At 69.9% G+C, this 14379-nt stretch carries 5 protein-coding genes; 4 read left to right on the plus strand and 1 reads right to left on the minus strand.

What is annotated here, in order from left to right:
* Positions 1-166 precede the first annotated feature (166 nt).
* A complete protein-coding gene (locus RZO50_RS07490) occupies positions 167-8098 on the plus strand; it encodes a DUF5979 domain-containing protein (protein WP_322599091.1) in 7932 nt (2643 codons plus the stop codon).
* 37 nt (positions 8099-8135) lie between these two features.
* Here the strand turns inward: RZO50_RS07490 and RZO50_RS07495 are convergent, their stop codons facing one another.
* On the minus strand, positions 8136-9080 hold the full coding sequence (locus tag RZO50_RS07495) for a Ppx/GppA phosphatase family protein (protein WP_322599092.1): 945 nt from the start codon (positions 9078-9080) through the stop codon (positions 8136-8138).
* A 63-nt stretch (positions 9081-9143) separates the two neighbouring features.
* Between RZO50_RS07495 and coaA the strand changes: the two genes are divergently transcribed.
* The 3 genes from coaA to RZO50_RS07510 all read left to right on the plus strand — a co-directional run.
* A complete protein-coding gene (gene coaA, locus RZO50_RS07500; protein ID WP_416211580.1) occupies positions 9144-10109 on the plus strand; it encodes a type I pantothenate kinase in 966 nt (321 codons plus the stop codon).
* Positions 10110-10219: 110 nt separating this feature from the next.
* The gene (locus tag RZO50_RS07505) at positions 10220-10369 is read left to right on the plus strand and encodes a hypothetical protein (protein WP_322599094.1); all 150 of its coding nucleotides are present in this window, start codon (positions 10220-10222) and stop codon (positions 10367-10369) included.
* Positions 10370-10528: 159 nt separating this feature from the next.
* Positions 10529-14379 (plus strand): choice-of-anchor G family protein (locus RZO50_RS07510; RefSeq protein ID WP_322599095.1); only part of this gene is annotated, 3851 nt, incomplete at its 3' end.

The raw sequence follows: 14379 nt of genomic DNA on the forward strand, positions 1-14379 counted from the left end.
CAGGAAGGGGTGGATTCGTCGCGATCGGGTGGTTTCGGCGAGCGGCCGAGGGCGGGGTGGGGTGGGGTGTCGGGGTGGTGGACCGAGTGGTCGGTTGGGGAAAGGTGGTGGGGAAGCGGGGCGGTGAGTACGCTGAAGGCGTCCGACTGACACCGGGGGAGAGTACGTGTCGCGCCGAACGCCAGCACACCGCGCATCTGCAACACCGATCGATCGACCCCGCTGGCTCAGCCGGCGCCACGGGTGGCTCGCCGCGTCGCTGTCCTTTCTGCTGGCGATCACCATCGCCCCGCTCCCGGCATACGCCGAGACCGACACCGACGGACAGAACACGATCGGTGTGGAGAAGACCGTGGCCGGGGCGGATGGCGCGGTCCCCTCGCTCGCCCCCGGCGATCCGGTCACGTACGAGATCGACCTGGAGTGCTCGTCGCTGAGCCTCGGCATCTGCCTCGGCGCGCACCTCACGGATTCCGTCCCCGAGCCGCTCGAACTCGAGAGCGTCACCGTCTCGCCGGGAGGCGTCTCCCGCGACGACAGCGATATCGCCGCGGGCCTCGTCGACGTCGTCTTCACGCAGTCGAATGAGGCCGGGACGGGGCTCCTTCCGTCGACGGTCACGGTCACCGTCAACGCCCGCGTGCCCGACGACATCACGTGGCAGGAGGCGCAGGACCTCGGCGAGGTGACCAACACCGCGACCTTCGTCTCCGACGGGCTCGAAGCCGACAGCAGCGCCGGCATCCGCGTCGAGGTGCCCGAGGAGCTCGCGGCGACGGCGACGAAGACCGTCGATCCGACAGACACCATCCCCGCGGTGGCGGGGCTGCCCGTCGATTTCACCGTCGGCGGCGCGAACACCTCCAACCGGCCGGTCGACTCCGTCACGGTCACCGAGCCGGGAGCCGGAACCGAAAACCTCGAATACCTCGACATCACCGGCTTCGGGCCGATCACGCCCCCGGCGGGCGCGGACCAGTTCACCCTCAGCTGGACCGACGACACCGGTTCGCACACGGCGGGCCCCTACGACGCCCCCGCCGACGCGATCCCGGACGAAGCGGGAGTCGACCCCCGGACCGTCACCGAGATCTCCTTCACGTTCACCGCCTCCGACGGCGGGCAGCTTCCCCCCGCCGACGACGAGGGGGACGTCGCGTCGATCGGCGTCGCGACCGAGACCAACGCGCTCGTGGACGACCTGGAGCCGAACGAATCGGTGCAGATCACCAACGTCGTCGAGGCGACGGTCACCGTCGACGACCGCTCGGCGAGCGACACCGCCGACGCCACCGCCACCGTCACCAGCACGCCGCCGAGCGTCGAGATCACCAAGGGGTACGACAAGAACGTGCTCATCGGCGGGGAGTCGACCACGGCGACCGTGCGCGTGGACAACACCGGCCCGCCGGTGGAGTCCATGACGATCACCGACCCGACCGCGGGCCAGCCGGACTTCGCGGCCCAGGGCATCGTCTTCGGCGGGTTCACCGACGACCTCGAGTGGCCCCGCGACGCCACCTCCGCCGAGATCACCTACACCTACGCCGACGGCACCACCGAAACGCTGACCACCGACACCGTCGACACCCTCCCGGCCGCTTCCGATGCGTCGGAGGTCGTCGGATTCGAGGTCACCTACACCGGCGACATCCGCTCGTCGGCCTACGCCGCCCTCCCGTACACGGTCACCGCCGAGCCCGTCACCGGCGACGACGACGTCGTCACGACGAACACGGTCGACACGGCCGTCGTCGACCCGAACGGCGAAGACGCCACCGCCGACGCCGAGGCGGACCTCACGCGGCGCCCCGTCCGGGTGTGGACCGAGGTCGACAAGGAGATCGTCCAGGACGACCTCTACTCGCGCCCCGGCGCCTCCTCGACGGTGCAGATCGAGGGGAGCGTGCGCCCCGACTCGTCGGTGGGGTCGGAGTACCTGGTGATCCAGGACCCGGTGGACCCGTCCGGTACGCCGTCGGCGTTCTGGAACCACTTCGACCTCATCGCCGTCGGCCCGGTCGACGTGCCGCAGAACGCCACGATGACCGTCGAGTACTGGGATGCCGACGCCGAGGAGTGGGTCGCGTTCCCGGGCATGCCGGTTCCGCCCGGCGAGACCTGGAGCTACTCCGTCCCGGCCGACATGCGCGACGACATCTCCGGCATCCGCTACACGTTCGAGCCCTCCGAGCCCGGTGAGGTCCTCGAGCCCGGCTTCACGGTGCTCACCTACATGCAGGTCGGCCTGCGCGACGAGCTGCGCGACGGATCCGGGCCCGCCTCGGGCAACGACGTCACCGGAACCCTCGCCAACGATGCGCAGTCCCAGGTCGAGAACCCTGACACCGGACAGGGCGTGGTCACCGACGACGACCTCGACGACATCGAGCTGCTGCCGATCGACGGCGACGGACCGGACCTCGTCGACAAGACCTGGTCGCCCGATCAGGTCACCGCCCTCTCGGGAACCTCGACCGACGTGACCCTGTCGTGGGGCACACGCGGCATCCCGATGGACACGATGACCCTCACCGACCCCTCGGGCGCGCAGGGGCTGCCGATCGAGGACTCGGTGTTCGACGCGTTCGACCTCACCGGGATCGCGGCCATCACCGCCGACACCGACCCGGGCATCCCGTTCGACCAGGTGTACTTCGAGCGGCTCACCGCCGCGGGCGACTGGGTGACGCTCGGAGACGGCTTCACCGCCGCGAACCCGTCGATCGGCGGATACCCGGGGTATTCGCTGACCGAGGCGGAGCGCGCCGACACGGTGGGCCTGCGGGCGGTGTACGCCGAGAGCCCCGATCGGGCGTCGGCGATCACCGATCCCTCGAACGACCCGGCTGTCGGCTCGGGCGTCGCCGCGACGGTCGGGCAGGACCGCGACCTGACCCTGCGTTTCGGCCTGCGCGACTACCTGCGCTCGATACCCACCCAGCCGGTCCTCGGAACCAACCATGACTACACCTACAACACCGGCACACCCGGTCTTGTCGTGAACACGGTCGAGGCGGTCGGCGTCGAGGGAGACGAGACCTACCGCTCGGCGGACTCCGACGACATCACGATCGTCGATCAAGTGATGGACGTGCGCCTGACCAAGCGTTTCGTCGATTGGGATCCGAACCTCGACAACCCGTGGCGCGACAGCGTCGATGTCACCACCGTCGGGCTCCCGCAGGCCGGCACGCCCGCGGAGGAGTACCCCGGCGTGACCGCTCTCATCCAGGGCAACAACGACTCGGTGACCAAGGTCGCCACGATGACCATCACCGACCCGGATCCCGACATCGCCGAGACGATCACCGACGAGTTCGATCTGTACCGGATCGCGGACCTCACCTTCCCGGTGGGTTCTGACCACTCCGCCTCGGTCGTCACCGTCTTCTTCGACGGGGGCGGCAGCGCCGAGTACACCATCGCCCAAGCCGAGGCACTCGCTCCGGAAGAGCTCCGCGACGTGGTGGGGATCTCGGTCTTCCACACCGGTGAGGTCGCTGCCGACGGCACGTACACGAGCATGATCGAGCCGGGCGCCCATGCCCGCATGCGGCTGGAGTACCAGCTGCGGGCCACGAACCGGACGACCGAACAGTCGCTCGCGACGACGGGCGGCACGCCCCTGGTCAACCACGCCGTCGTCGATCAGACCCGCCCCGGTGCCGACGCGAGCGGCCCGGTGACAGAGGAGGCCACGGCCACCGCGCAGGACGACCTGACCATCTCCGAGCCGACCTACGGCGTCGAGTCGGCGAAGAGCATCACCCCGGACTCCCGGACCGAGCTGGAGTCCCGCGAGGGCTACACCGTGCGCCTGACCGGCCAGCCGACCGGGACGGTGCGCACCACGGAACTGACGCTCACCGATGACACCGCGACCTTCTGGAACGCGTTCGCCTTCGCCGGCTTCGACAGCCTCACACTGCCGCAACCCGTCGAGCAGGTCCGCGTCGACCTTCTGACCGGCGTCGCGTACGCCGTCGACGGTGACGACGACCTGGTGCAGACGTGCGGCGGGTCGGCGGACCTCGATGCCTGCTGGACCGAAGGCGTCTGGCTGACCGCGGCCGGCGGCGGCGTCGTCACCGCCGCGCAGCTCGAGGACAGCGTCACCGGTGTCGACCTCGCCGAGGTGCAGGGCATCCGCTACACCGTGCGCCGTCTCGACGGCCTCAACTGGGAGCGTCCGTCCAACCCGCTCGTCGATGTCGAGTTCTCCGTCGACCGGCGCGAGGTCCTGGTCTACGGCATCGCGGGCGCCGACGACACTCCCGTCCCGTCGACCCGGCCCGGCCTCGACCCGGCACCCGGCGAACCCGTCGCGGGAGTCTTCACCGACACGGTCGTCGTCGACGCCACCGGGTCTTGGCAGCAAGGGCCCTCCGGTGGACCCTGGACCGCCACGGACTCCGCGGAGGACACCACGACCCTCACGCACGTGGAGAACGGCGTGTCGGTGACGAAGGTGCACGGACGCGAGAACGCCACCACCAACCAGGACACCTTCTACCCGGGTGAGCAGATTCCGTACGCCATCACGGTCGTCAACACCGGCGACTGGCCCATCGAGGGGTTCACCCTCGTCGACCAGGTGCAGACCGACAATGCCGGAGCGATGCTCGTCGAGATGCCGCGCGAGTACGACGACGACACCCCCATCTACACCGGGAGCGTCGACGGCGAACCGATCGACCCCTTCACCGGCGCGCTCGACACCAGCACCGGAGTGATCACCTTCACCTTCCCGGATGATTTCGTGCTGGAGCCCGGTGCGGAGCTCGTCGTCACGGCCGCGCTGATGTTCCGGCAGGAACCGGTGACGATCGATCCCGGCACGGACGTCGACAACATCGCCTCGGTGTCCTCCGACCGCTGGTTCGACACGTGCGAGTACACCGTGCAGGCGACGTGGCAGGACGCCACGGAGGGCGTGGAGACGTGCTCGTCGAACACGATCGCCGAGCCGCAGGCGGTCGGACCGATCGCGACGTCGAAAGCCGTCAGGGGCGTGGGCGCCGGCGTCGAAGGTGCCTCCCCGGGCGAGGCGAACGTCGACGACCTCGGCGTGATCGCGGTGGGCGTCGCCGATCCCGACGCGTTCTGCGCCGGCCCCAACGCGGGCGCGGATTTCTACGCCACGCCCTGCGTGCCCATCACGCGACCCGGCGGCATCGAGGAATGGCGTCTGGACTTCACCAACGCCGGCAACGTGCCTGTCACCACCATCGCCAGCATCGACGTCCTCCCGCACGTCGGCGACACGGGCGTCATTCTGTCGGGGGAGCGCGACTCCCGCTGGAGCCCGGTCTACCTCGGCAACATCACCAGCAACTTCGCCGAGCGCAACGCGACGAGGCAGATGTGGTTCGCCACCGAGATTCCGAACGAGGCCTGCAACGCCGCGGAGATCGAGTCGCTGACCGGCGTCATCGCACCGGAGAACGCGGACTGCGCGGCGGAGGTGGCCGCGCGCGACAGCGACCTGTGGCAGCCGTACACCGACGACCTCACCCCCGACGAGCTCTCCGAGGTCGTCGCTCTGAAGATCGTCGGAACCTTCGGCGAGGGGGATGCGCTCCTGCCGAACGAGACGGTGAACCTCACCTTCCAGACGCAGACGCCGTGGTACTCCGAGGCGACCGCGAACCCGGCCACCGGCGAGGACCCGATCGCGTGGAACAGCCTCGCGGCCGGTTCGGCCGGCGTCTACGACGGCGGCTCCGTGCAGAGTCGCGTGGTGGAGCCCCGCAAGGTCGGCGTCGCCCTCGCGTCCGGCCAGCTCGCGTTCGTCAAGACCGTCGAAGACGCCGACCCGGACTGGGGGGTGACCTTCCCGGACGAGTACGTGTTCACTCTCGCGTGCACGTCAGGAGGGGAGGACGTCCCGCTCGTCGGTCCTGACGGGGCTGACATGAGCCAGGTGCGCATCGCCGCCGACGGCACCCCGTCGGCGTACAACGACGGCACCGGCGAGTGGGGGGTCGTGACCCTGCCGCTCTACGCGGAGTGCACCTTGACCGAGAACGCCGGCGACCCGTCGTCCCAGGGGGCCGCGGTGACGTACGACCCGGCCGGATCGGATCCGCAGACCTCGGGTGAGGTGGCGGCGCTCCGGTTCTCGTTCGGCGACGACGTCGTCAACCCGGCCGAGACCTCGGACCCGGCGCAGGCGACGATCTCGGCGGTCAACACCTACCTCGAGGGCGGATTCGCGGTCCGAAAGGACGTCGTGATCGGAGACGATCCCGCCCCCGGCGATCCGTACGCCTACGACGAGGTCGAATACAGCTTCGACGCGGAGTGCACGTTCCTCGGCTCGACGGTCCTCGACGCGACGTTCTCGCTCGCCTCGGGCGAGGCGCAGGAGTTCACCGGTCTGCCCGCGGGTGCGGCGTGCACGGTGACCGAGACCGACGACCGGGGCGCGGATGCCACCTGGAGCCGCGTGATCGTCGACGGCGACACCGGTGACCAGGTCGACGGCGCCGAGGCGGAACTGACCGTCGAGCCCTACGCCGCGGGGACGGGCGACACCGTGGTGATGGTGGCGTTCACCAACAGCTACGTGCCCGGCGCGCTGGAGATCACCAAGGAGCTCGCCGGGGCGGGTGCCGAGCAGTACGGCACCGGGCAGGTGTTCACGGTCGACGTCGTCTGCGCGTATGACGGGTACACCGTGCTCGACACGCAGGCTGAGCTCAGTGCCGCCGACGACTGGACAGTCCGGTATGCGCCGCTGGTCGCCGGATCCGAGTGCACCATCTCCGAGCAGGTGCTGAGCGGGGCAGACGCCGTCGTGGTCACCCCGAACGCAGGTGACGACCGGGTGGGCGTCGTCACGGTTCCCGCCGCCGACGACGCCACCGCGGAGATCACCGTCACCAACTGGTACCTGACCGGGTCGCTCGAGGTCACCAAGACCTTCGAGGGCGATGGCGTGCCGGTCTACGGCACCGGACAATTCGTCCTCACCCTCTCGTGCGTGCGCGACGGGGAACGGGTCGACATCCCCGGCTCCGGCATCCGCATCGTCGATCAGGGATCGCCCAGCGCCGTGTGGGAGAACCTGCCGACCGGAAGTGAATGCACGCTCGCGGAGCGAGGCGACGGGGGCGCGACCGAGACCGGAATCTACGACGCGGACGGTGATCTGCTCGTCTCCGACGCCGAGGCGGGGTATCCCTTCACGGTCGAAACCGACTCGACGGTCCTGAGCGTGGACGACCAGCCTCAGCCCGGTCTGGAGGTGCGCAACACCTTCCGGCTCGGCCAGGTCTCCGTGCGCAAATTCGTGGTCGACTTCGCCGTCGACGGCGACGGGAACCCGCTCGAACGAGGACCGTTCACGGTGGAGCTGTCGTGCCTGTATGAGGGCGAGTCGGTGACGGCCGCCGAGGACATGACCCAGATGATCGTCGGGGGTGAGACGGTCACGTGGACCGGGCTTCCCGAGGGGGCCGAATGCGTCGTGACCGAGACCGAGGCCGGCAGTGCTCCGCTGACCGTCGCCGTCGTGGTCGAGGACGGCGAGGTCGCCGGTGCGACGGTGGGCACGAGCGTCGCTCTCGATCCGCTTCCCGACGCGGATGACGCTCAGGCGCTGGTGGTGATGGTCAACGCGTTCGCGACGGGCGACCTGACCATCCGCAAGGTCGTCGACGGCACGGACGCCGCCAGCGTCGACCGCACCTTCCCGGTCGACGTCGTCTGCGTCCTCGTCGACGATTCGCACCCCGACCCCGGCCTGATCGTCTTCGACGGGTCGTTCGAGATCGGTGGTCCCGATGACATCGTCGCCGTCGTCGAAGATCTGCCGGCCGGTGCCGACTGCACCGTGACCGAGAGCGACACCGGCGATGCCGATGCGACGACGATCGCGGTCGACGGCGTGGAACAGGACGGCGAGTCGGTGATCGTCCGCGTGCCCCGCGGAGATGTGGAGATCGTCGTGACCAACACGTTCGACGAAGAGCCTCCGCTCCCGGCGACCGGCGGGACCGTCGCGTGGTCTTCGGCTCTCCTGGCGCTGCTGCTCATCGGCGGAGGCGCGCTGTTCGTGACGATCTCGCGCCGCCGCCGCGTGGAGGTCTGAGCGGACCTCGGCGCGGCCGGCGGATGCCGTGCCGAGGTCAGACGGCGGGGGCGCTCCAGGACAGCGACTCGATGTAGCGCAGCAGCACGCCTTCGCGCAGCGCCCACGGCGACACCTCGAGTTCGTCCACGTCCATGGTCTTCATCGCCTGATGCAGCACGACGGCGGCCGCGACGATCTGCAGCGTGCGGTCGGCGGTGATGCCCGGAAGTTCCTGCCGGGCGTCGGCGGGAATGCGTGCCAGCCGCGGGATCCAGGCCTTGAGCGCCTGACGCGGCAACACCATCCGCTCGGTGCCCGACCAGCCGGCCATCGGATAGCCGGCGAGCTTGGCGAGCGACCGGATCGCCTTGGACGAGCCGACCACGTGATCGGGGCGGGGGAGAGCGGTGAAGGTGTCGACGAGGGGCTCGAGCTTCTTCTTGGCGTGTTTGCGGAGCTTGTCCACGGCGTCCTCGCCGGGAGGGTCGTCGGGCATGTACCGCAACGTCATGCGCCCGGCGCCGAGCGGGACCGACGCGGCAGCATCCGGAAGCTCGTCGGCTCCCGCCGCGATCTCGAGCGAACCGCCGCCGATGTCGAACAGCAGGATCTGCCCGGCCGACCATCCGAACCATCGCCGCACCGCCAGGAAGGTGTAGCGCGCCTCGGTCTCACCGCCGAGGACCTGCAGCGGCTGGTCGAGCGCCGCTTCGATCGCCTCGATCACGGCGGGCCCGTTGGCGGCCTCCCGCACCGCGGAGGTCGCGGTGGCCAGCAGCTCCGCGACGTTCTCGGCCGCGGCGACCTTTCGCGCCTCGCGGACGGCTTCAACGAGCGCGTCGACGCCGGCGGGGCTGATCGCGCCGTCCGCATCGAGGTACCGCATGAGCCGGAGCACCGTCCGCTTCGACGTCGTGGCGAGCGGACGCCCGCCCGGGCTCACATCCGCGACGAGCAGATGGACGGTGTTCGATCCGATGTCGAGGACTCCCAAGCGCACGCCGCAAGCGTAGTACCCGGCCCGCGTCCGCCGTTCCGGGGCCGGGGCGGGCGTGCGGATACGATGGGGCGGATGTCCATCGACGACCAGGTGCCCCCGCACACCCCGGCGCTCTCGCTCTACCGTGAGATCGAACGCGCGGAGTGGGCGCGGATGGCAGGCGGGCTCGCACAGCCGCTCGCCGAGACGGAGGTCGTCCAGATCCGGGGGATCGGCGATCGGCTGAGCCTCGATGAAGTGGCGCAGGTGTATCTGCCGCTCAGCCGGCTGCTGTCGCTGTACGCCAGCTCGACGAAGGAGCTCGGCGCCGACACGAGCGCCTTCCTGGGTGAGGAGGACACCACGACGCCTTTCGTCGTCGGCGTCGCCGGGTCGGTCGCGGTCGGCAAGTCGACGATCGCACGTCTGCTGCGCGAACTGATGAGCCGGTGGCCGGGCACTCCGCGCGTCGAGCTGGTGACCACCGACGGGTTCCTCTACCCGAACGCCGAGCTCGAACGCCGCGGCCTCATGGACCGCAAAGGCTTCCCCGAGTCCTACGACCGGCGGGCCCTGGTGAGCTTCCTCACCGAGGTGAAGTCGGGCGCCGACGAGGTGCGTGCCCCGTTCTACTCCCACATGCGGTACGACATCGTCCCGGATGCGCACGTCACCGTCCGTCGGCCCGACGTCGTGATCGTCGAGGGCCTGAACGTGCTCCAGCCGCCGCCCGCGCCGAACGACGTCGCCGTCAGCGACCTGTTCGACTTCTCCATCTACGTCGACGCCGAGCCCGACGACATCGAGCAGTGGTTCGTCAACCGCTTCCTCGCGCTGCGGCAGGCGGCCTTCAGCAACCCGAACTCGTTCTTCAACCGCTTCGCCCAGATCCCCGACGAAGAGGCCGTGCCCCGCGCCCTCGGCTACTGGCGGGACATCAACCTGCCGAACCTCGTCGAGAACGTCCTCCCCACCCGGCACCGCGCGAGCCTCGTGCTGAAGAAGGCCGCCGACCACGCCGTATCGAGCGTTCTGCTGCGCAAGCTCTGACCCCTCTCTCTCTCCCTGCCGCCGCATCCGCTCCCCGCGGGTGCGCTTGAGACGCGCGGGTGCAGAGGAGATCGCGTCTGCAGAGGACCCGCGAAGACGCATGCGTCCTCGTGAACCGCGATCTCCTCTCGACGGATCGCATGCTCGGCGCGGGTGAGCAGAGGGCGCGGATGCACCGACGTATTCCTCCGGGACGCAACGGCGCACTCTCGGGGATCGGGACGCGTGACTACGGGCCGCACTACTGGCTCGACTACTGAGGAGAACGGCCCGCTGCGGGGCTTTTTCTGAGTTGCGCGCTCACCCTGATCTTTCCCTCCGAGGGGGCTGTGAGCCCGCGTTACGTTGGCGCGGCGAGCGGTGGAAGAGTGCCGCCGCACGCAACTCAGACGAACGGATACTCCGTTGGGGGAGAGAACGTGAACCACCCATCCACACCGCAGGACCGACCGCTTCGGACACCCTCCCGCACGACGCCGTGGCTGCGCGCCGCGGCCGTCGCGGCGACGACGGCACTCTTCCTCTACGGGGGTGTGAGCAGCGCGAGCGCCGCTCCGGGTGACCAGTCGAACGCGACCGGCACCTACCTCGGCGGCACCGTCCTCGACTTCATCGACCTCGGTGCGATCGCGAACATCGAGGGCGCGGAGGCCTCCAACGACGGCACGGTCCTCCCCGACGAGACGGACGCGAACAACCTCGACCTCACGCTGCTCAGCCTGGTGAACGTCGAGGTCGGCGGCGGTATCCAGCTCCCCGTCTCCTTCGTCGACGCGGGCGTCGTCGGGCAGTACGCCAGTGCCCTGCCCGACGGCTCGTCCGTCGGCGCGTCCGGCCTGGTGGGCGAAGGCGGAGTCATCGGCACCGGCGTCGATCCGCTGCCCGGTGTCGCCCCGGGGCCCCTCTCGGTGAATCTGAACGACGTGGTCAGCTCGCTCACCGGGGACGTCGCCGCCGATCTCGTCGACGACATCGCCGAACTCGACCTCACGCTCGGCGTGACCAGCGCGAGCGCCTCCCAGGCGGCGCCGGGCGCCCCCACGGGCGACTACGAGATCGCCGGCGCCACCCTCGACCTCCAGAGCGACACCGTCGCCGCGCTGACCGGCACGGTCAACGGCCTGGTCGGCGATGTGCAGACCTCGCTCGACGGTGTGGATGCGCTGCTCGAGGCGGCGCTCGAGACGCTGCTGAGCCCGTTGAGTGCGGTGGGTGCCGCGGACGCGAGTGTGTCGGTCGAGGCGACCAGCCTCACCGACGCCATCAGCGGTCTGCTCACCGGCGAGATCACCGACCCGGCCTACCCCGGCGTGACGATCGACCTGTCGACGGGGGTCGTCTCCGTCGACCTCGACCAGATCCAGCCGCTGAACGACCAGGCGCCGGGCACCGAGGTCCTGAGCGGGTCGACCGTGCAGGCCATCGAGGACGCCGTCTTCGCCCTCATCGACGGGCTCCTCGACGACGTCGCGGACGAACTGGTCGAGGCGGTGCGCGGGCTCGCCGTCACCGGGAGCGTCGAGCTGCTCACCCTCGAGATCCTGTCCATCGACACCACGGTCGGCGCGATCCTCGACGGTGACACCTCCGGCCTTCAGCTGCTCGGCCTCGGGTTGACCCTGCCCGGCGGGCTCGGAGCCGTCGTCGCCGCGCTCGCCGTGCCGCTGCAGGCGATCATCACCGACATCGCCGGGGTCGCGACCACGGCGATCGAGCCGGTGAACGACATCCTGCTGCCTGCCATCGACGCGATCATCCCGCTGGTGGCGAGCCTCACGGTCAACAACCAGTCCACCTCCGGTGGGGTCTTCAGCGAGACGGCGCTGTCGCTGACGGTGCTGCCGACGACGCTGTCGGTCGTCGCCCTGCAGCTGGCCAACGCGACGGTCGGCCCGAACGCCCTCGACGACAACGACGACGTCACGATCACCGCCCCCGAGGACGGCGACGTGATCCTCGTGCCCGACACCGGCGATGTCACCGACGTGGTCGTCGCGGGAACGGGTGAGCCGGGTGCCGAGATCACCGTCGTCCTCGACGACGGGACCGGTGACACGGAGCAGACCGCCACCGTCGACGGTGCCGGTGACTGGTCGGCGACCTTCGTCGACGTGGGCGAGGGTGACTACACCGCCACGGCGACGCAGGACGTCGACGGCACCACCGCCGAGGTCGACTTCCAGGTCGCGGCCGCGGCGGACGTCGTCATCACGGCTCCGGAGGACGGCGCGGAGTATCCGGTCGCCGGGCCCACCGACACCGTCGACGTCACCGTCGAGGGCACCGCGGAGCCGGGCGAGACCGTCTCCGTCCAGCTCGACGAGACGACGCCGGTCGAGGTCGACGCGGATGAGACCGGCGCATGGTCGGTCACCTTCGAGGACCTCCTGCCCGGCGACTACGACGTGACCGCCACGCAGCCCTTCGACGGTTCGACCGACAGCGTGTCGCTCAGCGTCGTCGAGGCCGTCGACGTCGCGATCGTCGACCCGGCGGACGGTGAGGAGTTCACCGTCGACGGGCCGACCGACGCGACGGATGTGCCGGTGTCGGGCACGGGCGCCCCGAACGCCGAGGTGAGCGTCGAGCTCACCGACGACGGGGGCGTGGTCGACACCCAGACGGCCACCGTCGACGCCGAAGGCGACTGGACCGTCACGTTCGCCGACCTGCCGATCGGCGCCTACACGGCCACGGCCACGCAGGACGCGGACGGGTCGACGGACGCGGTCGACTTCTCGGTCGTCGAAGCGGCGGACGTCGTCATCTTGGCCCCGGCCGACGGCGAGGTCTTCACGGTTCCGGGTGCCGACGACACCGCATCCGTGACCGTCTCGGGCACCGGAGAGCCGGGAGCCACCGTCAGCCTGCAGCTCGATGAGGACACTCCGGTGGATGTCACCGTCGACGGAGAGGGCGAGTGGGAGTACACGTTCCCCACGGTGCCGGTCGGCGACCACACCGTCACCGCCGAGCAGTCCGACGGCTCGAGTGACTCCGTGGACTTCTCGGTCGACGACGCCGACGATGTGACCATCACCGCTCCGACCGAGGGGGAGGAGTTCGAGGTCGCGGATGAGGGCGACACGGCCTCCGTCACCGTCACCGGCACCGGACAGCCCGGCGACACCGTGACCGTCACCATCCCGGGAGCCGGCAGCGAGACCGCTGTGGTCGATGAGGAAGGCGACTGGTCGGTGACCGTCGACGACGTCCCGACCGGAGAGCACACGATCACCGCCACCCAGGAATCCGACGACTCCGAGTCCACCGTGACCATCACGGTGACCGCCATCGAGGATGTGGCGATCGTCAATCCCGCGGACGGTGACGTGATCGTCGTGCCCGACACCGGCGACACGACCGACGTCACCGTCACCGGAACCGGCGACCCGGGGAAGACCGTCGACGTCTCCCTCGACGACGGACCAGCGCAGCAGGTCACCGTCGACGGCGAGGGCGAGTGGTCGACGGAGTTCACCGGCGTCGGTGAGGGCGAGCACACCGTGACGGCGACGCAGACGGCGGACGGGTCGAGCGACTCGGTCACCTTCGACGTCGAAGCCGCGGACGACGTGATGATCGAGGTTCCGATCGATGGCGCCGAGATCGTCGCGGGGGTCGGCGACACCGCAGACGTGACGGTCTCGGGTACCGGCCAGCCCGGCTCCACGGTGACCGTCGAGATCGCCGGTCAGACCGATGAGGTCGCCACGGTGCAGCCCGACGGCTCGTGGCTCGTCGGCTTCGACGACCTCCCGCCGGGCGAATACACCGCCACGGCCACTCAGGACGTCGACGGCTCGACCGACAGCGTGGACTTCACCGTCGTGGCTGCCGAGGACGTCGTCATCACCGAGCCGGCCGACGGCGCGGAGCTGACGGTTCCCGCCGAGGGCGACGTGCGAGACGTGACGGTCGCCGGAACCGGCCAGCCCGGGGCCTCGGTGTCGGTCACGGTCGATGGTGGGGACACCGAGAGCGACACCGTCGCCCCCGACGGTTCGTGGTCGGTGACCTTCACCGACCTGCCGACCGGCTCGTACGACGTGACCGCGACACAGGCGTTCAACGCCTCCAGTGATGACGTCTCCTTCACCATCGCGGCCGAGGGAGGTGCGGATGCCGACGCGGATGCGGATGCGGACACCGATGCTGACGCTGACACCGATGCGGATGCGGATGCGGATGCGGACGCTGACGCGGATGCCGATGCGGACACCGATGCGGACGCGGATGCTGACACCGATGCGGACGCGGATGCTGACAC

The organism is Microbacterium xanthum (genome assembly GCF_034531355.1).
GTDB classification, from domain to species: domain Bacteria; phylum Actinomycetota; class Actinomycetes; order Actinomycetales; family Microbacteriaceae; genus Microbacterium; species Microbacterium xanthum.